Source organism: Vibrio chemaguriensis, from assembly GCF_012275705.1.
Taxonomy (GTDB): domain Bacteria; phylum Pseudomonadota; class Gammaproteobacteria; order Enterobacterales; family Vibrionaceae; genus Vibrio; species Vibrio diabolicus.
On sequence record NZ_SHOE01000008.1, the window covers coordinates 72,656 to 97,501 of the forward strand.

Consider the following 24,846-nt stretch of genomic DNA (forward strand, 5'->3'; position numbering starts at 1 on the left):
CACTTCGTGGGTTTAGGTAACGTTAAACGCAGTATTGGTAATTGGCTCAAGCATCCAGCCCCAGAGGCGATGTTTGATCGTCAGTTAGTGTGGATTGCACTGGGTTTGATGTTGACTGGTTTGGTCATGGTAACCTCTGCATCATTTCCAATCAGCTCTCGATTAACGGAACAGCCGTTCCACTTTATGTTTCGTCATGCGACGTTTCTCGTGCTGGCGTTAGGAACCTCCGCTGTTATTTTGCAAGTGCCTTTGCAAGAGTGGTTTAAGAAGAGCCATTACTTACTTTGGGCTTCTTTCGCACTGCTGATCATCGTGCTCTTGGCGGGTAAGTCGGTCAATGGTGCGTCTCGTTGGATACCTCTTGGGCTGTTTAACCTTCAGCCAGCAGAGGTCGCGAAGCTATCGCTGTTTATCTTCATGTCTGGTTACTTAGTTCGAAAACAAGACGAAGTACGACAAACCTTCTTTGGTGGCTTTATGAAGCCAATCATGGTGTTTGCTTTCTTCGCAGTATTACTGCTTGGTCAGCCAGACTTGGGTACGGTCGTCGTGATGCTAGTAACACTGTTTGGCATGCTGTTTATCGCAGGCGCAAAACTGACTCAGTTTCTCGCGTTGATGGTGGCAGGTATCGGCGCTGTGGTAGGTTTGATTTTAGTCGAACCATACCGTATGCGACGAGTAACCTCCTTCCTTGACCCGTGGGAAGACCCATTTGGCAGTGGCTATCAGTTGACTCAGTCTTTGATGGCGTTTGGTCGTGGTGAATGGTTCGGTCAAGGTCTCGGTAATTCAATTCAAAAACTGGAATATCTACCGGAAGCGCATACCGACTTTGTGTTTGCCGTACTTGCTGAAGAGCTCGGTTTTGTTGGCGTTGTGTTGGTCTTAATGTTGATTTTTAGCTTAGTGCTAAAAGCGGTTTACATAGGCAAGCGTGCGTTTGAAGAAGGCGAAATGTTCGGCGGTTATCTGGCTTTCGGTATCGGTATTTGGTTTGCGTTCCAGACGTTGGTTAACGTTGGTGCTGCAGCCGGTATCGTACCAACCAAAGGTTTAACACTCCCGCTAATCAGTTATGGTGGTTCCAGTCTGATTATTATGTCCGTCGCAGTGTCCATATTGCTGCGTATCGATTACGAATGCCGCTTGAAACGCGAGCAACAACAATCAGAACAACAAACTAATGAAACAAAATAAACGTTTGATGGTGATGGCTGGTGGTACTGGCGGTCACGTATTCCCAGGGTTAGCTGTAGCAAAACAGCTGCAAGAGCAAGGCTGGGAGATCCGTTGGTTAGGTACGGCGGATCGAATGGAAGCGGATTTGGTGCCAAAACATGGCATTGAAATCGATTTTATCAAAGTGAAAGGGTTACGAGGTCAAGGCGTAAAGCGTCTGCTTGCAGCTCCATTTCAAATTATTAATGCCATCATGCAAGCTCGGGCGCACATGAAGCATTGGAAGCCCGATGCCGTGTTAGGTATGGGTGGTTATGTGAGTGGTCCCGGTGGTATTGCGGCTTGGTTGAGCGGTATTCCTGTTGTTCTGCACGAACAAAACGCGGTTGCGGGTTTGACAAACCAATGGCTATCAAAAATTGCTAAGAAAGTCTTTCAGGCCTTTCCTGGCGCGTTCCCTAATGCTGAGGTAGTCGGTAACCCAGTTCGTGAAGACCTAACAAGATTAGAAGCGCCTGCAGAGCGAATGCAAGATCGCCAAGGCCCAATTCGTATTCTGGTGATGGGCGGTAGCCAAGGTGCACGCATTCTTAACCAAACTCTGCCAGAAGTGATGGCAAAGTTGGGCGGTGATTACTGTATTCGTCATCAAGCGGGCAAAGGTTCCGCCGAAGAAGTGAACGCAGCATACCAAGCTAATGGTGTGGTAAATGCAGAAGTCACAGAGTTCATTGACGACGTAGCAGAGGCTTATGCATGGGCTGACCTTTTAGTTTGTCGTTCAGGGGCGTTAACCGTTTCTGAAGTTTCTGCTGCTGGCGTTGGTGCGATCTTTATTCCTTTTATGCATAAAGATCGCCAACAAGCACTGAATGCCGATCATCTAGTAGAATGCGGCGCAGCGAAAATGATTGAACAACCAGATTTAACCGTTGAGTCTCTGACTCAGCAGATCCAACAATTGGATCGCCAAGCTTTACTTACGATGGCTGAGCAAGCGCGTGGCGCTGCTAAATTGAATGCCGACCGAGTTGTCGCACAAGCCATTGTCGCTTTGACCGAAAAGCGTTAACGAATTATTGAGAATAGAATTGATGACAATCCAACATACACAAGACTTAGCTCAGATTCGCGCCATGGTGCCAGAGATGCGCCGCGTGAAATCCATCCACTTCATCGGTATTGGTGGTGCGGGCATGAGCGGCATTGCAGAAGTGCTGTTGAACGAAGGCTACCAAATCACAGGTTCTGACCTATCAGAGAACCCAGTGACAGAGCGTTTGGTATCAAAAGGTGCAACCGTATTTATCGGCCATCAAGCGAGCAATGTAGAAAAAGCCAGTGTGGTTGTTGTGTCAACGGCGATCAACGAAGAAAACCCAGAAGTGATGGCGGCACGTGAGTTACGTATCCCAATCGTACGCCGCGCAGAGATGTTGGCTGAATTGATGCGATTCCGTCACGGTATTGCTGTCGCAGGTACACACGGTAAAACCACGACGACCGCTCTTGTCACTCAAATTTATTCTGAAGCCGGCCTTGATCCAACGTTTGTAAACGGCGGCTTGGTGAAAAGCGCAGGTACAAATGCTCGTTTAGGCTCGAGTCGTATTCTAATTGCTGAGGCGGATGAGAGCGACGCGTCATTCCTGCACCTGCAACCAATGGTAAGTATCGTCACTAATATTGAAGCCGATCATATGGATACTTATGGTGGTGACTTTGAAACGTTAAAGCAAACCTTCATTGATTTTCTACACAATCTACCGTTCTACGGCCAAGCTATTGTTTGTATTGATGATCCTGTGGTTCGAGAGTTAATCCCACGTATTAGTCGTCAAGTGATTACTTACGGTTTCTCCGCAGATGCTGACGTACGCATTGAAAACTATCGTCAAGAAGGTCAGCAAGGCAAATTTACGGTAGTACGTAAAGGGCGTGCCAACCTAGATATCACTCTGAACATTCCAGGTCGTCACAATGCACTTAATGCGTCGGCTGCGATTGCAGTGGCTACCGAAGATGACATTGAAGACGATGCAATTCTAAAAGCAATGGCCGGAACGCAAGGCACGGGACGACGTTTTGATCACCTTGGCGAGTTTGATACCGGTAATGGTCATGCCATGTTAGTGGATGATTACGGACACCACCCAACAGAAGTTGATGTGACCATTAATGCTGCGCGAAGCGGTTGGCAAGATAAACGTCTCGTTATGATTTTCCAACCACACCGTTATAGCCGTACTCGTGATCTATACGATGACTTTGCGAATGTTCTAGAGCAAGTTGATGTATTAATCATGTTGGATGTTTATGCCGCAGGTGAAAAGCCAATTGCAGGAGCTGATGGACGTTCATTGTGTCGCACAATTCGCAGCCGAGGTAAGGTAGATCCGATTTTTGTTCCAGAAATCGAGCAATTACCTTCAGTTTTAGCTAACGTTATACAAGACGGCGACCTAATCTTAACGCAAGGTGCGGGTGATGTTGGTAAAGTGGCGAAACAACTGGCAGGTCTTGAATTAAATATAAACAAGATGCTTGGTTAACATAGATTGTTGGCGCGAAGGACAGATAAAGACTCAGATCTCGATTTTGCGTCAATATCATTGTGATTTATTGCTATCAGTGTTTGATAGTTTACAAGAGCTCAGTATAATCCCAAGGTTAAAGTCAAGACTTTTACCTCTGCGTAATTATGTGGGTAAAAAGTACACGACAAAAGTCAGGAAACGAAGACGTTGTTGAATATTGCACTGAATGACGAGCGACCAAACACGGATAATAACCGTGGTCGCCAAGAGAAAATCTTGGGTGCGTTATTTTTCGTTGTGGTTGTGACCTTAATTAGTTCTGTTTTGTACTCGGCGATCAGTTGGATGTGGGATGACCAAAGGTTACCTCTCTCCAAAATAGTACTTCAGGGAAAACTGGAGTATGTCCAAGCTGACGATGTGCAGGCTGCATTTAGTCGAATAGATCACATCGGTACATTTATGTCTCAGGATATTGATGTATTACAGCAAAGTGTCGAAGCTCTGCCATGGGTGGCGCATGCCGCAATCCGAAAGCAGTGGCCGGATACAGTAAAAGTTTTTTTGACAGAGCATCAACCTGAAGCCATTTGGAATGGCAACGAACTGTTAGATAAAAACGGGTTTGTTTTTGATGGCGATGTGGCTCTGTTACAAGAAGAAAAAGTGAAACTGTACGGACCCAAAGACAGCGGACCAGAAGTCTTACAGGCTTACCGTGATTTGAGTCCTAAGTTTCAGCAATTGGGTTTAGCGATATCGTCTCTGGTATTAAACGAGCGACGAGCTTGGCAAATCATCCTTGATAACGGTATTCGATTAGAGCTCGGTAAAGAGTCTCTTCTTGAGCGTATAGAGCGATTTTTTAAGCTCTATAACAAGCTTGGCAGTGACACGCAAAGAATCAGTTATATCGATCTTAGGTACGATACAGGAGCCGCAGTTGGTTGGTTTCCTGAACAAGAGTTAGAAGAGAGTACAGATGACTAAGGCCGCTGATGACAACATTATTGTTGGTCTTGATATAGGCACTGCAACCGTATCGGCTCTAGTGGGTGAGGTTCTACCAGACGGTCAAATTAATATTATTGGCGCAGGTAGTAGCCCTTCACGTGGCATGGATAAAGGTGGCGTGAATGACTTGGAGTCGGTTGTAAAATCAGTACAACGTGCAATTGATCAAGCTGAATTGATGGCCGAGTGCCAGATCAGCCGAGTCTTCATTTCGTTGTCTGGTAAGCATATCGCAAGCCGAATTGAAAAAGGTATGGGCACGATTTCAGATGAAGAAGTGTCTCAAGAAGACATGGATCGCGCTATCCATACCGCAAAATCGATTAAAATCGGTGATGAACAGCGAATCCTTCATGTGATTCCGCAAGAGTTCACCATTGATTACCAAGAGGGAATCAAAAATCCGCTTGGTTTATCTGGGGTAAGAATGGAAGTAAGTGTCCACCTTATCTCATGCCATAATGACATGGCACGCAATATTATTAAGGCGGTAGAACGATGCGGCCTTAAAGTAGAGCAACTCGTATTTTCTGGACTTGCTGCAAGTAATGCAGTAATCACCGAGGATGAAAGAGAGCTTGGAGTTTGTGTGGTGGATATTGGCGCCGGCACGATGGATGTGGCCATCTGGACTGGCGGTGCGTTACGTCACACAGAAGTATTTTCGTACGCAGGAAATGCTGTAACCAGCGATATTGCTTTTGCTTTTGGTACGCCAGTGAGCGATGCTGAAGAAATAAAAGTTAAATATGGCTGTGCTTTGAGTGAACTGGTCAGTAAGGATGACACGGTTAATGTACCAAGCGTAGGTGGGCGACCATCACGTAGTCTGCAACGTCAAACGTTGTCAGAAGTGATTGAGCCACGCTACTCTGAGCTTATGGGACTGGTTAACCAAACTATTGACTCTGTACAAGCGAAATTGCGCGAAGAGGGTATAAAGCACCATCTAGCTGCGGGGGTTGTACTCACCGGCGGTGCTGCGCAAATGGACGGAGTGATAGAATGTGCGGAACGCGTATTCCGCAATCAAGTAAGGGTCGGCAAACCGCTCGAAGTCAGCGGATTAACTGACTATGTAAAAGAGCCGTACCATTCTACGGCAGTTGGATTACTTCATTACGCAAGAGACATGCAGTCTAGCGACGATAGCGATTATAATGAACCTAAACGCTCATCTGTTACTGGCTTTTTCGATAAATTGCGTAACTGGATACAAAAAGAGTTTTAACCTGAGTTGCAGGATAAACGGAGACAACACATGTTTGAACCGATGATGGAAATGTCTGACGATGCAGTAATCAAGGTCGTTGGGGTTGGTGGCGGCGGTGGTAACGCCGTTGAACACATGGTGCGTGAATCCATCGAAGGTGTGGAATTCATCAGCGTCAACACTGATGCGCAAGCACTTCGTAAGACAAGCGTTGGCAATGTTATTCAGATCGGTGGCGATATCACCAAAGGTCTGGGTGCAGGTGCTAATCCACAGGTTGGCCGTGACGCAGCTCTCGAAGACAGAGATAGAATTAAAGATTCCCTAACTGGCGCCGATATGGTGTTTATCGCAGCTGGTATGGGTGGCGGTACAGGTACTGGTGCAGCACCTGTTATTGCTGAAGTAGCTAAAGAGCTTGGCATTCTAACTGTCGCGGTAGTGACAAAACCGTTCAGCTTTGAAGGCAAAAAGCGTTTGGCGTTCGCTGAGCAAGGTATCGATGAGCTGTCTAAGCACGTTGACTCTTTGATTACGATTCCAAACGAAAAGCTGCTTAAAGTACTTGGCCGTGGTGTCACGCTACTAGAAGCTTTTGCAAGTGCGAACGACGTTCTTAAGAACGCAGTTCAAGGCATTGCTGAGCTAATTACTCGCCCTGGCATGATCAACGTTGACTTTGCGGACGTAAGAACAGTAATGTCTGAAATGGGTCACGCGATGATGGGCAGCGGTATTGCTAAAGGCGAAGATCGTGCTGAAGAAGCGGCTGAAATGGCAATTTCTAGCCCACTTCTGGAAGACATCGATCTAGCGGGCGCTCGTGGTGTTCTTGTCAATATTACTGCTGGTCTGGATATGCGTCTTGACGAGTTTGAGACGGTTGGTAATACAGTGAAAGCATTTGCTTCTGACAATGCAACTGTTGTTATCGGTACTTCTCTAGACCCAGATATGACGGACGAAATCCGCGTAACAGTTGTAGCGACAGGTATTGGCAATGAGAAAAAACCAGATATCACGCTAGTTGCGGGTGGTAAAGCGAAAGTGGCTCCGACGCCGCAGGCTCAACCACAACAGCAAGCGGCGGCAACGCAAGCTGAAGAGAAACCGGCACAAACCTTGCAAAATAATCAAGTGCAAGAGAAGCCACAGGTAACTCCTCAGCCTACAAATACAGTTTCTTCTTCTCCAGCATCGTCGAGCCAAAGCTCTGCGGCTCCGAAGCAAGAGAAGGAAAGTGGTTATTTAGATATCCCGGCATTTTTGCGTCGTCAGGCTGATTAATCTTTAATCCATAAATTTGACATGGCTCAAAATTATGGTAGCATTCACGGTCGACGTTACAGACGGCCGTGTTTTGTAGCAAATTTTTGAGAGGCAAGCAGATGATCAGACAACGTACTCTGAAAGAAATAGTGAAAACAACTGGTGTGGGCCTCCACTCTGGTCGTAAAGTCACGCTTACTCTGCGCCCGGCTGCTGCAAATACAGGTATCATTTACCGTCGTACAGATGTAAACCCACCTGTAGATTTTCCAGCTGATCCAGCTTCTGTTCGTGACACCATGCTATGTACTGCTTTGGTAAACGACGAAGGTGTGCGTATTTCAACTGTAGAGCACTTGAATGCGGCACTTGCTGGTATGGGCATCGACAACATTGTTGTCGAGGTAGACGCACCTGAAATTCCAATTATGGATGGTAGTGCTAGCCCATTTGTATACTTGCTACAACAAGCAGGTATAGAAACGCAAAATGCGCCAAAACGTTTCATCCGTATTAAAAAGCCAGTTCGTTTTGAAGATGGCGATAAATGGGCAGAGTTTGTACCATTTAACGGCTTCCGCATGGACTTCGAAATTGAATTTAATCACCCTGCTATTGAGTCAGACGAACAGCGCTTGCTGTTTGATTTCTCCTCAAAAGGCTTCGTTCGTGAAATTTCTCGTGCACGTACGTTTGGCTTTATGCGTGATATCGAATATCTACAGTCTCAAAACCTAGTTTTGGGTGGTAGTTTCGACAATGCTATCGTATTGGATGATTACCGTATTCTTAACGAAGAAGGTCTACGCTTTGAAAATGAGTTTGTGACTCACAAAGTGTTGGATGCGATTGGTGATCTTTACATGTGTGGTCACCCAATCATCGGTGAATTTCGCGCCTTTAAATCGGGTCACGGTTTGAACAACCAACTTCTGCGAGCTGTTCTTGCTGATCAGGAAGCGTGGGAGTGGACTACATTCGAAGAAGAAGTCGGCTCACCAGTAGCATTCGCTGAACCAAATATGGTGCTTGCGTAAATACTCGGCATTAAAATTAATAAAAAACCAGGCTTATGCCTGGTTTTTTGCTATTTGGCTTTAATCTTGGGCTTATTAATAGCATTCGAGCTTTCAGCATATTGAAATAACGGTTACTTACGGTCTTTCTTTTCTGCCATATCGGCCAATCGCTTTAAACGCTCTTGAATTTTAGGCGGTGCCATGTCGGCAATCGTCATCAATGACTTTGCTGCAGATTCTGTTAATGGTGGACGTTTAGGTCTGTCGTCTTGTTCGAAACGATTTCTGTATAATGATGGATTGATCCTCACTTCAACGCTCATCAGTTTGGCAAAGCCTTGAGTACGAAGTTTATTTAGGATCATGAGGCGATCGTAATCGATCTTCATTTTGATCGCGGCACTAGAAACATCGATCAATAGGTGGCCATTACGAACATTCGCCACCCGGCAATGATCGGCCGTCCCAGTGGGTAAGATCTCTTGCAAAGCTTGGTTAAGCTGTAAGATTTCTCCAGCATGTTCTTGAATCTGCTTGAACTGTGATTCAGCAATAACATCTTCAGTCGAGGTTGGACGGTGATCACGCATAGGTAAAATCTAATTTTGTTGAGATATCAGCTATTCTAGAGCAGCTTTCTATCAAGGTATAGTTTACATTAACGTCTTTCGCTTCAGTTTTACAATGTAGCAAGGTAAAAAGCAAAGTCTGCTCTGAATAGATTACACATATTGTGGTATGCAATATCGTCTAATCAGTCACCACTTTAAGTAAAAACTTCAGAGTGCTTCAAACAAATACGTCTATTTATGGTTGTATCGATGAAAAATCCTTACACTAATCCACATTGTTTCGAAACTTAGCCTTGAAATATGGATGTTTGAACTCAATATCTTTGATAAATGATTTATCTCAGTATTCTTAGTTCCAAACTGGCAGAGACTGAAGGCATTATGAGTAGATCGGGAACGGTCTGATTAAAGAGAGATTCACGAAAAATGATAACTAAGCTACTGACAAAAGTGATTGGCAGTCGCAACGACCGAACACTGCGCCGCCTTAGAAAAATTGTAAAAGAAATTAATAACTACGAGCCAACATTCGAAGCTCTAAGTGATGAAGAGTTAAAAGCAAAGACGGTTGAGTTCCGTGAGCGCCTAGAGAAAGGTGAAACTCTTGATAAACTACTTCCTGAAGCTTTTGCTACGGTTCGTGAAGCATCTAAGCGTGTCTACGGCATGCGTCACTTCGACGTTCAGCTTATCGGTGGTATGGTTCTAAATGCGGGTCAAATTGCGGAGATGCGTACAGGTGAAGGTAAAACGCTGACTGCAACGCTTCCTGCTTACTTAAATGCTCTTGCTGGTAAAGGCGTTCACATCGTAACAGTGAACGATTATCTAGCTAAACGTGATGCTGAGACGAACCGCCCTCTATTTGAATTTTTAGGTATGACCGTTGGCGTAAACGTGCCAAACATGCCTCCTCAAGAGAAAAAAGAAGCGTACCAAGCTGACATTCTATACGGAACCAACAATGAATTTGGTTTTGACTACCTTCGTGACAATATGGCTTTCCGTAGCGAAGACCGTGTACAGCGTGATCGCTTCTTTGCAGTTGTCGATGAGGTAGACTCAATCCTAATTGATGAAGCTCGTACTCCTTTGATCATTTCTGGTCCTGCTGAAGATAGCTCTGAGCTATACACTCGAATCAACCTTTTGATCCCGCATCTGAAAAAGCAAGATAAAGAAGACTCTGAAGAATACCGTGGTGATGGTCACTACACTGTTGATGAAAAATCAAAGCAAGTATACCTAACTGAAACGGGTCAAGAATACGTTGAAGAACTGTTAGTGAAAAACGGTCTGATGGAGGAAGGTGATACACTTTACTCTCCGGCTAACATCAGCATGTTGCATCACGTGAATGCTGCTTTGCGTGCTCATGTGTTATTCGAGCGTAACGTTGATTACATTGTTACTGATGAAGGTGAAGTGGTCATCGTTGATGAACACACTGGTCGTACAATGCCAGGTCGTCGTTGGTCTGAAGGTCTTCACCAAGCAGTAGAAGCGAAAGAAGGCGTTAAGATCCAAAACGAAAACCAAACTTTGGCTTCTATTACCTTCCAGAACTACTTCCGTTTATACGAAAAACTGTCAGGTATGACAGGTACAGCGGATACTGAAGCGTTCGAATTCCAGTCTATCTATGGTTTGGAAACGGTGGTTATCCCAACCAACAAGCCGATGATTCGTAACGATATGCCAGATGTGGTTTACCGTACTGAAGCAGAGAAGTTTGCGGCAATCATTGAAGATATTAAAGAGCGTGTTGCCAAAGGGCAGCCAACGCTTGTTGGTACTGTGTCGATTGAAAAGTCAGAACTTCTTTCTAACGCATTGAAGAAGGCTAAGATCAAACACAACGTATTGAACGCGAAATTCCATGAGAAAGAAGCGGAAATTGTTGCTGAAGCGGGCATGCCTGGTGCGGTAACTATCGCGACCAACATGGCCGGTCGTGGTACGGACATTGTGCTTGGCGGTAGCTGGCAATCAAAAGTTGAAGCTTTAGAGAACCCAACTCAAGAGCAAATCGATGCGATTAAAGCAGAGTGGAAAGTGGTGCATGACCAAGTGCTAGAAGCTGGTGGTCTACATATCATCGGTACTGAGCGCCACGAATCTCGCCGTATTGATAACCAGCTACGTGGTCGTTCCGGTCGTCAAGGTGATGCGGGTTCATCGCGCTTCTACCTATCTATGGAAGACTCTTTGCTACGTATTTTCACTTCTGATCGTATGGCGAGCCTTATTCAAAGTGGTATGGAAGAAGGTGAAGCTATTGAATCGAAAATGCTTTCTCGCTCAATTGAAAAAGCACAGCGCAAAGTGGAAGGTCGGAACTTTGATATCCGTAAGCAGCTGCTTGAATACGATGATGTAGCGAACGATCAACGTAAGGTTGTCTACGAACTGCGTGACGAGTTAATGAACGTTGAAGACATCAGCGGCATGATCGAGCAAAACCGTGAAGATGTGCTAACAGCGGTTATTGATGAGTACATTCCACCACAGTCACTAGAAGATATGTGGGATGTTGAAGGTCTACAAGAGCGCTTGAAAGCGGACTTCGATCTTGATGCGCCAGTGAAGCAATGGCTTGAAGAAGACGACAAGCTTTACGAAGAAGCACTACGTGAAAAGATCATCAACCTAGCCGTTGAAGTGTACAAAGAGAAAGAGGAAGTGGTGGGTGCACAAGTGCTTCGCAACTTCGAAAAATCGGTCATGCTTCAGACTCTGGATACGCTTTGGAAAGAGCATTTGGCTGCGATGGATCACTTGCGTCAAGGTATCCATTTACGTGGTTACGCACAGAAGAACCCAAAACAAGAATACAAACGTGAGTCGTTTGAACTGTTTGAGGGTCTACTAGAAGCGCTGAAAACAGATGTTATTACTGTTCTATCTCGTGTTCGCGTTCAGCAACAAGAAGAAGTTGAACGCATGGAAGAACAGCGTCGTGCGCAAGCTGAAGAAGCAGCTCGTCGTGCGCAAGCGCAACACGCTGCAGCACAAAACCCGCTTTCTGAAGGTGAAGAATCTGAAGAAGGTTCAAATCAACCAATGGTACGTGATGAACGTAAAGTAGGTCGTAATGAACCTTGCCCTTGTGGCAGTGGCAAGAAGTACAAACAGTGCCACGGCAAAATCGACTAATCTGTTAGTCGGATTATTTATCAAAGAGTCGCTTAGGCGACTCTTTTTTTAAATAAATTCTTTGGCTATCAAATTCCTAAGTTTGATAGGTCAGCAAGTTTTTGAGATGTAGAAGCTCGTTGTCACAATAGAAAAGTACAACGGTCTTGAGAGTTAGGAATCCCCATGAAAAGAATTCACATAGTCGCGGCAATTATTTTTAACCAAGACAAATCAAAGATCTTTATTACAAAGCGTCCTGATGATAAGCACAAAGGCGGGTTTTGGGAGTTTCCGGGTGGCAAAGTCGAGCCGGGAGAAAGCATTGAGCTTGCTATTACAAGAGAACTCGAAGAAGAAGTGGGAATTGAAGTTATTGAGCAAGCCCCTTTTGAACACTTGGAATACGACTATCCAGATAAATCACTCAAGTTTGATTTTATTACAGTATCTCAATTCAGTAATGAGCCTTACGGTCGAGAAGGTCAAGAAGGATGCTGGGTTGAAATCAGCGAATTGGGCGACTACACCTTTCCTGAAGCGAACGTACCTATCTTGGAGCGTGTTGTAAAAGAGTTTGCTTAAGCTCGATGAACTTGCTTGTGGTAACCACGGTATGTTGTTAGTTTAAACAGATTAAGCGAAACGAGAGAACGAGAGCAAACCTCGTTATCCAGAGAAGGAGAGAAAGCGCAATGGTTCGTATTGCAATCGCAGGAGCAGCTGGCCGAATGGGCCGCAATTTGGTTAAAGCTTCACACCTTAATCCTGAAGCGACAGTGAGCGCGGGATCAGAACGACCTGAGTCTTCACTCGTCGGCGTCGATATCGGTGAACTTTGTGGTGAAGGTAAATTCGATGTGCTCTTAACAGATGATCTTGCTAAAGACGTCGATAATTTTGATGTAATCATCGATTTCACCGCTCCAGTAAGCACATTAGCGAATCTCGAGTTGTGTAAGAAATACGGTAAGAGCATTGTGATTGGGACGACTGGCTTCAGCGATGCAGAGCGTGATCTTATCGATGAAGCAGCCAAGCAAGTGCCTGTTGTGATGGCGCCAAATTATTCTGTAGGCGTAAACCTTGTCTTTAAGCTTCTTGAGAAAGCGGCCAAAGTAATGGGGGATTACTGTGATATCGAGATTGTTGAAGCACACCATCGCCATAAAGTTGATGCCCCCTCTGGTACCGCTATCGGAATGGGAGAAGCTATTGCTGGTGCGATGGGTAATAAGCTGAATGATGTAGCTGTCTATGCTCGAGAAGGCATTACTGGTGAACGAACAAAAGATGAGATCGGCTTTGCTACGATTCGCGCTGGCGATATCGTCGGTGAGCATACGGCTATGTTTGCTGATATCGGGGAACGAGTGGAAATAACGCACAAAGCGACTGATCGCATGACGTTTGCTAATGGAGCCGTAAAGGCTGCAGTTTGGTTGAGTGCTAAACCTGCGGGCTTTTATACCATGACAGATGTTTTGGGATTGAATGAACTCTAAATACATAATTATTCGCCGGCGTTAGCCGGCTTTTTTATATCTATAGAATTATTTGTAAATAAAATGATTCTGATAGAGAAGATTTTAGCACTTACTTTTGTTGTGTTTTTATCTATTTTGGCTTTGTTTTTGGGTGTAACCGTTAAAAGTGTTCCTATTTTTGTCGTGGTGAACGTTTGCGTTAAAAACTCATAATTTTTTGTGATCCCTAAAAAGTTCAAATTTGTAAAATTCATTAAACCTCTATCCCTCCCTATGTAATAGCATTCAAAAGTTGTCTTTTTGAGCCTTACTGATTCGAAATGACCTTACTCGCTAGAAATTGATAATTTATTTTTGATTGTAGGTTGACAGGTTTCCAGTCCAACTTTAGAATACCGCCAATTTGTCTGAAATACCTATTTATGTAGATTTTATAGGTAAAAGAAGGCATGTTTGCAGTTTGATTTATTTTTTTTGCATTTTTATTCTGGAGGTTGTCTTGGGTAAATTAGCACTGTTAGTCCTAGAAGATGGGACAGTGTTCCACGGAGTGTCCATAGGGGCAGATGGTATTTCCGTTGGTGAAGTCGTTTTTAATACCTCGATGACGGGGTATCAAGAAATCCTCACTGATCCTTCCTATTCTCAGCAAATCGTCACCCTTACTTATCCTCACATTGGCAATACCGGAACCACTTCCGAAGATGAAGAATCCTCTTCCATTCATGCACAAGGCCTTGTGATTCGCGATCTTCCTCTTATCGCTTCTAACTTCCGTAATGAACAATCCCTCTCTGATTACCTTAAGTCTCAAAATATCGTTGGCATCGCTGATATTGATACGCGAAAGCTCACTCGTATCTTGCGTGAAAAAGGTGCTCAAAACGGTTGTATTGTTGCGGGTAATAACCTAGATGAAGCTTTGGCTTTAGCGAAAGCAAAAGAATTCCCAGGCTTAAAAGGAATGGACCTTGCGAAAGAAGTTACAACGAAAGAAGCGTATCAATGGAAACAAGGTTCGTGGACGCTTGAAGGTGGACTTCCAGAGGCGAAAGATGACAGCGAGCTGCCATACCACGTCGTTGCTTACGACTTCGGCGCAAAACGCAACATCCTACGAATGTTGGTTGACCGCGGTTGCCGCTTAACGGTTGTTCCTGCTGAAACGTCAGCGGAAGAAGTGCTTGCGATGAACCCGGACGGTGTTTTCCTATCAAATGGCCCTGGTGATCCAGAACCATGTACTTACGCGATTGAAGCGACAAAAGTGTTCCTAGAAAAAGGCTTACCTATCTTCGGTATCTGTTTAGGTCATCAAATCCTTGCGTTAGCGTCAGGTGCACAAACCGTGAAAATGAAGTTTGGTCACCATGGTGCAAACCACCCAGTAAAAGATTTAGACCGTAACGTTGTTATGATCACTTCGCAAAACCACGGCTTTGCGGCAGATGAAGCAACGTTACCGGAAAACTTACGTGCTACTCACGTATCGTTATTTGATGGCTCTTTGCAAGGTATTCACCGCACAGACAAGCCAGCATTTAGCTTCCAAGGTCACCCAGAAGCGAGCCCAGGTCCACATGACGCGGCACCGCTATTTGACCACTTTATCGAACTAATCAAAAAACACAGCGCTTAATTCGGAGTAGTAGATAATGCCAAAACGTACTGACATTCAAAGTATTCTAATTCTTGGTGCTGGTCCGATTGTTATCGGTCAGGCATGTGAGTTTGACTACTCTGGCGCACAAGCCTGTAAAGCACTTCGTGAAGAAGGCTACCGAGTTATTCTGGTTAACTCGAACCCAGCAACGATCATGACTGACCCAGAGATGGCTGATGCGACTTACATCGAGCCAATCCAATGGGAAGTGGTACGCAAGATCATTGAAAAAGAGCGTCCAGATGCAGTTTTGCCAACCATGGGTGGCCAGACTGCACTTAACTGTGCGTTAGACTTAGAGAAACACGGCGTACTAGAAGAATTCGGCGTAGAGATGATCGGCGCAACTGCAGATGCAATCGACAAAGCGGAAGACCGTTCTCGTTTTGATAAAGCGATGAAGTCTATCGGCCTTGAGTGTCCTCGCGCAGATACAGCGAAGAGCATGGAAGAAGCTTACAAAGTTTTAGATATGGTTGGCTTCCCTTGTATCATCCGTCCATCGTTCACCATGGGTGGCACTGGTGGTGGTATCGCGTACAACAAAGAAGAGTTCGAAGAAATCTGTCGTCGCGGTCTGGACTTATCTCCGACCAACGAACTTCTTATCGATGAGTCACTAATCGGTTGGAAAGAGTACGAAATGGAAGTCGTTCGTGACAAAGCGGACAACTGTATCATCGTATGTTCAATCGAGAACTTTGACCCAATGGGCATCCATACGGGTGACTCAATCACGGTTGCACCAGCGCAAACACTTACAGACAAAGAATACCAGCTAATGCGTAATGCTTCGCTAGCCGTTCTACGTGAAATTGGTGTTGAAACAGGTGGTTCAAACGTACAGTTTGGTATCAACCCGAAAGATGGCCGTATGGTCATCATCGAGATGAACCCGCGTGTATCTCGCTCTTCTGCGCTAGCATCAAAAGCAACAGGCTTCCCAATCGCGAAAATTGCCGCGAAGCTGGCAGTTGGCTTTACTCTGGACGAATTACAAAACGACATCACGGGCGGTGCAACACCAGCATCATTCGAACCAACTATCGACTACGTAGTAACTAAGATTCCTCGCTTTAACTTCGAGAAATTTGCTGGCGCAAACGACCGTCTGACTACTCAGATGAAATCGGTTGGTGAGGTAATGGCAATTGGTCGTAACCAACAAGAATCTCTTCACAAAGCACTTCGTGGCCTAGAAGTTGGCGCAACTGGTTTTGACGAGATGGTCGATTTAGAAGCACCAGATGCACTGACTAAGATTCGTCACGAACTTAAAGAAGCAGGCGCTGAGCGTATCTGGTACATCGCCGATGCATTCCGAGCTGGCATGTCAGTTGACGGCGTGTTCAACTTGACTCAAATTGACCGTTGGTTCCTGGTTCAAATCGAAGAAATCGTAAAACTCGAAGAGCAAGTCAAGGCGGGCGGCTACGCAGGTTTGACCAAAGAAGTGCTTCGCCAGATGAAACGTAAAGGCTTCTCTGATGCGCGCTTGTCTAAACTGCTTGGTGTCGCTGAAAGTGAAATTCGCCGTGCTCGTGAGCAGTTTGATATTCACCCGGTTTACAAACGTGTGGATACGTGTGCCGCAGAGTTTTCTTCTGACACGGCTTACATGTACTCATCTTACGATGAAGAGTGTGAAGCCAACCCAACAGACAAAGACAAGATCATGGTTCTTGGTGGTGGTCCAAACCGTATCGGCCAAGGCATTGAATTCGACTACTGTTGTGTACACGCATCACTTGCGCTGCGTGAAGACGGTTACGAAACCATTATGGTTAACTGTAACCCAGAAACGGTATCTACTGACTACGATACGTCTGATCGTCTGTACTTCGAACCAGTAACTCTGGAAGATGTACTGTCTATCGCTCGCGTTGAAAAACCAAAAGGTGTAATTGTTCAGTACGGTGGTCAAACGCCACTTAAACTGGCTCGTGCTCTAGAAGCGGCTGGTGTTCCAATCATTGGTACGAGCCCAGATGCTATCGACCGTGCGGAAGACCGTGAACGCTTCCAAGCCGCTGTTGACCGTTTAGGTCTACTTCAGCCAGAAAACGCGACAGTAACAACGATGGAGCAAGCGGTTGAGAAGTCGAAAGAAATTGGCTTCCCATTAGTTGTTCGTCCATCTTATGTACTCGGTGGTCGTGCGATGGAAATCGTATACGACGAGCAAGACCTGCGTCGCTACTTCAACGAAGCAGTAAGCGTATCGAACGAGTCTCCAGTTCTACTAGACCGTTTCTTGGATGATGCAACCGAAGTTGATATTGATGCTATCTGTGACGGTGAACGCGTCGTTATCGGCGGTATCATGGAACATATCGAACAAGCGGGTGTTCACTCTGGTGACTCTGCATGTTCACTGCCTGCATACACGCTAAGTCAGGAAATTCAAGACAAGATGCGTGAGCAAGTTGAGAAGCTGGCGTTCGAACTCGGTGTACGCGGTTTGATGAACACGCAGTTTGCTGTGAAAGACAACGACGTTTACCTAATCGAAGTGAACCCTCGTGCTGCTCGTACGGTACCATTCGTATCGAAAGCGACAGGTGCACCTCTAGCGAAAATCGCTGCACGTGTAATGGCGGGTCAATCTCTAGAGTCACAAGGCTTTACTAAAGAGATTATCCCTCCTTACTACTCAGTGAAAGAAGTGGTTCTGCCGTTCAACAAGTTCCCTGGCGTTGATCCGCTATTGGGCCCAGAAATGCGCTCAACAGGTGAAGTAATGGGCGTTGGCGCAACATTCGCAGAAGCTTACGCGAAAGCAGAGCTAGGTTGTGGTGCGGTTTACCCTGAAGGTGGTCGTGCGCTACTGTCAGTACGTGAAGGCGATAAAGAGCGTGTTGTTGACCTGGCTTCTAAGCTAGTGAAACTGGGTTACCAGTTGGATGCGACACACGGTACTGCTGTGATTCTGGGCGAAGCGGGTATCAACCCACGCTTGGTAAACAAAGTACACGAAGGTCGTCCACACATTCTTGACCGCATCAAGAACAACGAATACACCTACATCGTAAACACGGCAGCTGGTCGTCAAGCGATTGAAGATTCGAAAGTTCTACGCCGCGGTGCACTGGCAGAAAAAGTGAACTACACAACGACACTGAACGCAGCGTTCGCTACATGTATGTCTCACACTGCAGATGCAAAAGCGTCAGTAACTTCGGTTCAAGAGCTACACGCAAAAGTGAAAGCTAGCCTAGAAGCGTAATAGATAAAAATCAGTAAGCCCGAAAAATAGGGCTTATATGACAACCTCATTGCCCGCTCATTTGAGCGGGCTTTTTTATATCTAGGTTTTTCTAAAATGAAGAGTATTAAAATGTGCTAGGAACGATTGGTATGCTTCGCTTTTGAAGATCATCAAGCTAATTATGGCAAGCAATGTTCCTAAAGATGAAGAAATAGTACTACCACTTGCTACAACAAAGTTGATACTGCAGGTAAGAATGATAAAAGAGATAGTGATTAAGTTTATTTTTGCAGCAATACTTAATCCTTTGCTTATTGTCAGGATGTTTGGAATGCATACAACAACAACCGTAATAGCTCCCAATGTAAGAAGGTAAGTATCTAGAGCAATGTGTTGAGTGAAGGAAAACCAGTCATTCCAAATGCTTAAGCTAATAGCCAGACCAATAGTCAATGCCAAGTATAAACATATACTTAGTGAGATGTTTGCTATGCTAATTGATTTAGTATTCAACTTTCAATTCCTCATAGATTCCAATTGCAAGATTTCTTAACTCTCCCGAATAACCGCTTCCTACTATGCTAATTGAGCCTCCAATTGCATCTAGAAGCTGATGAGAAATGGATGCGGATATTGTTGCTTGTGAATACCTTTTAGGAATTTCTCCTGACAACATTAGCTGTTTACGAGCTTTATTCGAAATGCTCGGAAGGTTTTTACGGATGATTTCTTTAGTTAATATTGTTCTTTCTTGTCTGTTTAAGCCTTTTAGAATCTCGGGAACGCCTTTCTTAGTGGTTTGCTTAAGAGATTGAACCATTTTTATCGTTTGATATCCGCTAGCGCCCGCTCCAGCTAAGGAGATATAATCTAAAGCTTTAGTTGTATTTTGATACCACTCATTACTGTCTATATCCGATAATTTATCTGGTGATTTAGATACCATACGGGTTCTTGCTACTCCAATAGCACATTGAGCTGTGGCAGCAACAGTAGCGGCGTGTGAGATATAGGACATAGTTACGCCCACAGGACCACTTACTGGTATTGTTAGCCCCGAACCAACTACTCCAATCCAGCCAATCGCTGCACCAATACAGCTAATGCTCGCTGATAGAAGCTCTTGATTGAATCTTGATTTTGATTCTTCCTGTTTTATTTTTTTTGCAAATTCTTGAGATGATTGTAATTTTATCGGTTCTCGTAGAATGATAAAGGTAGGATTGATATGGCATGTGGATTTAAAGTCTCTTAAGCGTACAACGGTGAATTTGTTATCAATATAAATTACACCCGCACCGCTAGTCTCTGGTTTAGCGTCAATAACGTTGAATAGCTGATTAACATTCACTATTTGTTCGATTTTTAAGCGTAATTGCTTTTCTTTTATTGATGGTCGAGTCAGTAAGGCTTCCATTATTTTCGTTTTTATCAGATTAAATATTTCCTATTAAGACAGCATTTTCTCTTTCTATCAAAATATTAAGAGGCTCTTGAGGTGAGGCTCTATATTTGGATGTAATTGATATTTTTAATGTATCATTTTCTAAATTTACTGACTGATGAAAATTAGGAATAGATTGATGTCTTGACTTTCCATTGGTGGTTTTGTGAATAAGTGCTACCGTTTCTTTCTCTTGATACCTCTTCAAAAAGGAAGTGTAGTGGAAATCACGGTTGAGATTTTGTTGGCCCTATTTTTGGTTGCGACTGCCGCAGGCTTTATTGATGCGATGGCTGGTGGGGGAGGACTCATTACGCTCCCTGCGCTTTTGGCTGCGGGGTTGAGTCCGACTCAAGCTCTAGCAACCAACAAGTTACAAAGTTCGTTTGGCAGTTTCTCTGCTAGCTGGTATTTCGTGCGTAACGGTATTGTCAGCCTAAAGGAAATGCGTTTCGCGATACTCTGTACTTTTATAGGCGCAGCAATCGGTGCCGAGGCTGTGCAGTTTATTGATGCTAGCGTACTCACCAGTTTGATCCCTGTTCTTTTGATAGCCATTTCCCTCTATTTTTTACTCGCGCCAAGTACGCGAAAAACCGATGGAGAACCAAAGTTATCTGAAGCGATGTTTGCGCTATGCATTGGTGGCGGGATCGGTTTCTATGATGGCTTTTTTGGCCCTGGGACTGGATCTATTTTTACTGTTTGTTTTGTTGCACTAGGTCACTTTTCTTTGGTCGAAGCCACAGCTAGGACCAAAATCCTCAATTTCACGTCAAACATAGCGGCACTAATCTTTTTTATCTTAGCTGGGTTGCCAGTGTGGAAGCTTGGCTTAACCATGGCTGTTGGCGGTTTTCTTGGTGCTCAGTTAGGGGCGAAGGTAGTTGTAAGTAAAGGGCAAAAATGGATTCGTCCTCTAGTTATTGTGATGTCGATGCTCATGGCAACGAAACTTCTTTGGCAACAACATCAGCAATGGATTTTGTCAGTGCTTTAACTCGTTCGCTGCGATATGTGCTGTGGCGCAAGCAGATATGTATTGGTCGAATTAACTGTCCTAGTTCTTCAAAGTCATAGCAGAATTTGGGTGTGATATTAAGTGTCTTCAGGATAGATTTAGGAATTAAAGCAGGAGCCATTCCGCCCAAAGCCAGTTGTGCTGCCGCAGTGTATGAATCCATTTCCATCAAAGGCTCAATTCCGTATTTTGACAAAATAGCTTGTTGGTAAGTGTTGGCAGGATTGGTTAAGTCATTGGTCAAAATGGCTTTGGGTAGTTGCGAAAGTGGGTATCTACTGACGATTGAAAAAGGTTCATCAGCGAGGTGAAGGCTCATTAATCCATGATGAGGCGGTAAATAACCGGCACAGAATCCCAGTGTCGCTTTACCTGATTTGACGTTTTCAATAATGCGTGGTGTATGATTGGTCGATATTCGTATGTACTGGTCATGGGCAAAGCGTTCTGCCATGATCACACTAAGGTATCCAGCGACTAAGGTTTCAGAGCAGTCTATCTTGATCAAAGAAGTATCTTCTATTTCTTGCTGATCATAGATCTGACCTCTTAACTCATTGAACGTTGGCTCGATCGTGTTGATGAGCGCGAGGCCATCGGAGGTCAGCTTTATATGCCGACCACTTGGCTCAATCAATTTTTTTCCTAACTTCTTCTCTAGATTCGAAATGCGCTTACTCACCGCAGATTGACTAATATAGAGTTGGCTGCCCGTGCGGCTCATGGTTTTTTCTTTACTGAGGACAAGTAACGTCTCAATACCTTCAAGCAACATAATAATTAATGAAAGTTAGGAATGGTTGAGATAATTTAGCGAATTGTCCAAGAATTGGCGAATTAAATGAGCATAAATTAGAGGAGCCGACACTTGGTCGACTCGATGATGAGTGATGCTGTTTGTGTTTAACGGTTAATTGCGAAAGTTGGCAGGGATAGATGCCAACGAATAGCACCGAGACGTATAATGAGCGTTGAGATTACACCAGCGAGTAAAGCCGTTGAGTGGTCATAACCCATGTTTACCGCCATCGTATGGAAGATGCCGCCAATAATACATGCCGTAGCGTAGACTTCACTTCTTAATACCATAGGAACTTCGCGAGCCAGTACATCACGTATAATACCACCTCCACAGCCAGTAATAACCCCCATTATCACAGCGACCATTCCAGATGCATTGTAGGCGAGTGCCTTCTCTACTCCAATTCCCACAAATACAGCGAGACCGATGGCATCACAAACGGGTAATACCCACCATGAGAGTCGCTTGGGTCTTCGAATAACAAGCATGGTTAGTAGACACGTAACAAATATCACCCATAAATACGTAGTATCTGTTATCCAAAATACAGGAGTGGCACCTAGCGCCATGTCTCGGATTGTTCCGCCACCAATAGCAGTCACACTGCCGAGAACGATAACGCCGAATGGATCCATTTTTAAACGGCCCGCCAGTAACACGCCAGAGATAGCGAAAACAGCGGTACCGAACAAATCGATCATATAAAGCAGCATGGAGTCCATGTTACTTAGTACCTTTATATAGTGTGAGAAAAAATGGGCGGAAATTGTACGGTATTTGCCACGAAATCGTTAGCGTTTTTGACGAACGCTTTTAAAGTGCTCACACACTTCTATGATCGCATTTAGTGTGCGTGGGGTTGGGCGGTTAATCCAATCTGAGTTTAGAGACCAGATGTGTTTATTTCTAAGTGCGGGAAGCTCATTGCTCCACTCTGCCCACATACCATCATTACTCATTGCGTGACGAGAAGTAAAAATAACCTCTGGTTGGCGAGTGATGACCTGCTCGATGCTGACCTGAGGATAAGGCGCGCTGGATTCTGCGAAAATGTTTTCACCACCGCAAAAAGTAAAGACTTCACTTGGCCAGTTCTTCCCGGCGACAGTGATGATAGGCTTTTCACTCAACTGATAAAAGTAACGAACTTTCTCGTGCGTGTTGTACTTCTCTTTTAGTGTATTCAGTTGCGTTCTAAAATCTTCAGCGGCCTTTTGTCCTATTTGCGGGGTTTCGCTGTATTGGCTTAGCTGCTCGATATTATTGGCGATATCTTCCAGTGAGCCTGTAGTGGAATAATAGATAGGAATGCCGAACTGTTTAATTTTCTCCAGCTCTTTTGCCGGGTTTCCTGCCGGCCAAGCAATGACTAAATCCGGTTGAAGAGCAATAATGCGCTCTAATTTAATTCCTTGGTAATTAGAGACTCTTTCCAGCTGCTTTGCCTGCTCTGGATAATCACTCATTTCGCTGACAGCAACAAGCTTGTCTCCTAGCCCTGCCGCAAAGGCAATTTCAGTGGCATGCGGAGCTAAACTTACAATGCGTTGCGCTGGTGTTTGGGCGAAGGTCGCTGTCGAAACAAACAGCGTTAATGCGAAGCATAGTTTATTCATCATAATCCTTGATAAATCATTCCTAAAAGCAGACTTTGGATAGCTATCCAAACGAAGACTCGCCAAACGAGCAGCGTATGTATTTGTGAAAGGTGAATAGCCGATGGGGCGATTCGTCCACCGATTTTTGCGCGTTCCGCACGTATACCTTGATAGATAGCAGGGCCGCATAAAGAGAGTTGTAGTTTGTGTCCGATGGTACACAACACCCAGGCGGGCCCGGGTAGTGGCCAAGACTTCGCTTGTTGCTGTACACCAGAAAGCACATTGCTTACGTTCTTTCCTACAGCTAAAAGTATGGCAAAGAGACGAAGTGGAATAATATCCAGAGCGGCAACCAGCTGAACGGCAGGTTTACCAAAGGGCAAATATTGGCGTCGGCTAGGGGACCAAACTCGAGCTAACTCTGTGGCTAGTCGATACATTAACGCACCAATACCACCTGCTAGTGCGTACCAAAATAACACACCGATTACGTTGCGGCTGTATCCCATAATCACAGCTTCTGAGCTTGCTTTACCTATGCCGATGATCGAGAGGCTGTCAGTATCGCGATTAAGGTATGGTCTTAGTAATTGTCGGCACTGAGCTTTGTCTTCTCTCGACATACTTGTGACGAGTTGTTTCGTTAAGGCTTCGCTGTTGCGCCAGTCCAAAGCAATGATCAATAGCACTAGTTCGTATAAAGGCACTTGCCAAACGAATGGCTCCACGGCAATCAGCAAGATCAAGCAAGGCAATAGCATCAAGCCCAATGCAAGACTGCCGGAGGTCAGGCTCTGTGAGTAACTATGATTATTGTTTACTTTGTTGGCGAGGTTCTCAGCTAACTTTCGCCATAAAGTGATGGGATGCGATGAACGGGGGATTGGTAAAATAAGGTGAAAGAGCAGTGCGCCCCACATAATAAGGAGCGCACCGTTGGCATAAAATGACTGAAAAACTTCTTCCATGAATGAGTCGTTTACTTAATGAGTTCCAGCATTTTGAATACCATTTCAGAAGAGCTTTTTGCTGCTAGCGGTAGGAACTCATCAAAGCTCATTGGTGACTCTTTATCAGCGACATCAGAGATTGCGCGCACAACAACAAACGGCGTGTTGAATTGGTGACAAGTTTGAGCGATAGCAGATGCTTCCATTTCTACCGCGATAACGGATGGGAAGTGCTTACGAATAAACTCTTGGCGTTCAGCGGTGCAAACAAATGCATCACCAGTACAGATCAGGCCGCGAACTGCATGAGTGTTTTCCATTTGCGCTAGTGCCTTTTCTGCTAAATCCATTAGCTTTTCATCCGCTTTGAATGCAGCAGGCTGGCCAGCCATTTGGCCAATTTCATAACCAAAAGCGGTCACGTCTGCATCGTGATGACGAACTTCTGTTGAGATAACAACATCACCTAGATTTAGGCTTGAATCGAAGCCACCAGCAGAGCCTGTGTTAATCACAACATCTGGCTGGTATTCATCAAGAAGAATGGTAGTGCCTACTGCAGCTGCAACTTTACCGATACCTGATTGTAGTACGACTACTTCTACATCATTAATTTGACCAGAGAAAAACGTACAACCTGCTTTATTTACGGTTTTGCAGTTTGTGATTGCTTCTTTCAGGATGGTCACTTCTTGTTCCATCGCACCGATGATACCAACTTTCATA

At 44.8% G+C, this 24,846-nt stretch carries 22 protein-coding genes; 13 read left to right on the top strand and 9 right to left on the bottom strand.

The features are described from left to right. Positions 1-6 precede the first annotated feature (6 nt). The 7 genes from ftsW (at position 7) to lpxC (ending at position 8,255) form a co-directional block, all read left to right on the top strand. Positions 7-1,203, top strand: coding sequence for a cell division protein FtsW (gene ftsW / locus EX191_RS09575; protein WP_005396444.1), 1,197 nt, complete (start codon positions 7-9; stop codon positions 1,201-1,203). Next, the gene (gene murG / locus EX191_RS09580; protein ID WP_104974500.1) at positions 1,190-2,257 is read left to right on the top strand and encodes an undecaprenyldiphospho-muramoylpentapeptide beta-N-acetylglucosaminyltransferase; all 1,068 of its coding nucleotides are present in this window, start codon (positions 1,190-1,192) and stop codon (positions 2,255-2,257) included. Before ftsW ends, murG begins: the two co-directional genes overlap by 14 nt. Before the next feature lie 22 nt (positions 2,258-2,279). Then, positions 2,280-3,737, top strand: a complete 1,458-nt coding sequence (gene murC / locus EX191_RS09585) for a UDP-N-acetylmuramate--L-alanine ligase (protein WP_005396442.1) — start codon at positions 2,280-2,282, stop codon at positions 3,735-3,737. Positions 3,738-3,929: 192 nt separating this feature from the next. After that, positions 3,930-4,712 (top strand): cell division protein FtsQ/DivIB, encoded by a 783-nt coding sequence (locus EX191_RS09590; protein WP_005396441.1) that lies wholly within the window; start codon positions 3,930-3,932, stop codon positions 4,710-4,712. After that, on the top strand, positions 4,705-5,967 hold the full coding sequence (ftsA, locus tag EX191_RS09595; RefSeq protein ID WP_012842150.1) for a cell division protein FtsA: 1,263 nt from the start codon (positions 4,705-4,707) through the stop codon (positions 5,965-5,967). The genes EX191_RS09590 and ftsA overlap by 8 nt, the downstream gene beginning before the upstream one ends. Before the next feature lie 30 nt (positions 5,968-5,997). Beyond that, entirely contained in the window at positions 5,998-7,236 is a 1,239-nt protein-coding gene (gene ftsZ, locus EX191_RS09600) for a cell division protein FtsZ (RefSeq protein ID WP_012842149.1), read from the top strand. Between the two features lie 101 nt (positions 7,237-7,337). Continuing rightward, positions 7,338-8,255, top strand: a complete 918-nt coding sequence (gene lpxC, locus EX191_RS09605; protein ID WP_005381871.1) for a UDP-3-O-acyl-N-acetylglucosamine deacetylase — start codon at positions 7,338-7,340, stop codon at positions 8,253-8,255. A 113-nt stretch (positions 8,256-8,368) separates the two neighbouring features. On the opposite strand, the gene EX191_RS09610 is transcribed toward lpxC, so the two are convergent. Beyond that, positions 8,369-8,827, bottom strand: a complete 459-nt coding sequence (locus EX191_RS09610) for a DUF721 domain-containing protein (RefSeq protein ID WP_012842148.1) — start codon at positions 8,825-8,827, stop codon at positions 8,369-8,371. 408 nt (positions 8,828-9,235) lie between these two features. Here EX191_RS09610 and secA point away from each other — a divergent pair, with 408 nt between their 5' ends. The 3 genes from secA to dapB all read left to right on the top strand — a co-directional run bounded on the left by secA (position 9,236) and on the right by dapB (position 13,449). Continuing rightward, positions 9,236-11,965 (top strand): preprotein translocase subunit SecA, encoded by a 2,730-nt coding sequence (secA, locus tag EX191_RS09615; RefSeq protein ID WP_005396435.1) that lies wholly within the window; start codon positions 9,236-9,238, stop codon positions 11,963-11,965. Between the two features lie 165 nt (positions 11,966-12,130). Then, complete coding sequence (gene mutT, locus EX191_RS09620; protein ID WP_005396433.1) at positions 12,131-12,529, top strand: 8-oxo-dGTP diphosphatase MutT; 399 nt, start codon at positions 12,131-12,133, stop codon at positions 12,527-12,529. 110 nt (positions 12,530-12,639) lie between these two features. Further along, positions 12,640-13,449: a 4-hydroxy-tetrahydrodipicolinate reductase gene (gene dapB / locus EX191_RS09625; protein ID WP_006742699.1), complete on the top strand. Its 810-nt coding sequence runs from the start codon at positions 12,640-12,642 to the stop codon at positions 13,447-13,449. Between the two features lie 8 nt (positions 13,450-13,457). On the opposite strand, the gene EX191_RS09630 is transcribed toward dapB, so the two are convergent. Continuing rightward, entirely contained in the window at positions 13,458-13,685 is a 228-nt protein-coding gene (locus EX191_RS09630) for a hypothetical protein (RefSeq protein WP_176319018.1), read from the bottom strand. 245 nt (positions 13,686-13,930) lie between these two features. Here EX191_RS09630 and carA point away from each other — a divergent pair, with 245 nt between their 5' ends. Together carA and carB are read left to right on the top strand one after the other, a co-directional pair. Beyond that, positions 13,931-15,070 (top strand): glutamine-hydrolyzing carbamoyl-phosphate synthase small subunit, encoded by a 1,140-nt coding sequence (carA, locus tag EX191_RS09635; protein ID WP_005396428.1) that lies wholly within the window; start codon positions 13,931-13,933, stop codon positions 15,068-15,070. 16 nt (positions 15,071-15,086) lie between these two features. Continuing rightward, positions 15,087-18,320, top strand: a complete 3,234-nt coding sequence (gene carB, locus EX191_RS09640; RefSeq protein ID WP_005396427.1) for a carbamoyl-phosphate synthase large subunit — start codon at positions 15,087-15,089, stop codon at positions 18,318-18,320. 81 nt (positions 18,321-18,401) lie between these two features. On the opposite strand, the gene EX191_RS09645 is transcribed toward carB, so the two are convergent. Further along, positions 18,402-18,815, bottom strand: a complete 414-nt coding sequence (locus tag EX191_RS09645) for a hypothetical protein (protein ID WP_154647402.1) — start codon at positions 18,813-18,815, stop codon at positions 18,402-18,404. Next, on the bottom strand, positions 18,805-19,719 hold the full coding sequence (locus EX191_RS09650) for an Ssp4 family T6SS effector (protein WP_193447645.1): 915 nt from the start codon (positions 19,717-19,719) through the stop codon (positions 18,805-18,807). Before EX191_RS09650 ends, EX191_RS09645 begins: the two co-directional genes overlap by 11 nt. Before the next feature lie 247 nt (positions 19,720-19,966). Between EX191_RS09650 and EX191_RS09655 the strand changes: the two genes are divergently transcribed. Further along, entirely contained in the window at positions 19,967-20,746 is a 780-nt protein-coding gene (locus tag EX191_RS09655; RefSeq protein ID WP_193447646.1) for a TSUP family transporter, read from the top strand. Here the strand turns inward: EX191_RS09655 and EX191_RS09660 are convergent. The 5 genes from EX191_RS09660 to mtnN form a co-directional block, all read right to left on the bottom strand. Then, positions 20,688-21,542, bottom strand: a complete 855-nt coding sequence (locus tag EX191_RS09660; protein ID WP_104971268.1) for a LysR family transcriptional regulator — start codon at positions 21,540-21,542, stop codon at positions 20,688-20,690. The two genes, EX191_RS09655 and EX191_RS09660, sit on opposite strands and share 59 nt — an antisense overlap. A 128-nt stretch (positions 21,543-21,670) precedes the next feature. After that, positions 21,671-22,291 (bottom strand): TRIC cation channel family protein, encoded by a 621-nt coding sequence (locus EX191_RS09665; RefSeq protein ID WP_005387377.1) that lies wholly within the window; start codon positions 22,289-22,291, stop codon positions 21,671-21,673. Positions 22,292-22,360: 69 nt separating this feature from the next. Beyond that, the gene (gene btuF, locus EX191_RS09670) at positions 22,361-23,185 is read right to left on the bottom strand and encodes a vitamin B12 ABC transporter substrate-binding protein BtuF (RefSeq protein ID WP_193447647.1); all 825 of its coding nucleotides are present in this window, start codon (positions 23,183-23,185) and stop codon (positions 22,361-22,363) included. Then, positions 23,185-24,138 carry a cobalamin biosynthesis family protein gene (locus EX191_RS09675; protein WP_193447648.1) on the bottom strand — a complete coding sequence of 318 codons (954 nt, stop codon included), beginning with the start codon at positions 24,136-24,138 and terminating at the stop codon, positions 23,185-23,187. The genes btuF and EX191_RS09675 overlap by 1 nt, the downstream gene beginning before the upstream one ends. A gap of 11 nt (positions 24,139-24,149) precedes the next feature. After that, positions 24,150-24,845 (bottom strand): 5'-methylthioadenosine/S-adenosylhomocysteine nucleosidase, encoded by a 696-nt coding sequence (gene mtnN / locus EX191_RS09680; protein WP_005396324.1) that lies wholly within the window; start codon positions 24,843-24,845, stop codon positions 24,150-24,152. Between the last annotated feature and the right edge of the window lies 1 nt (position 24,846).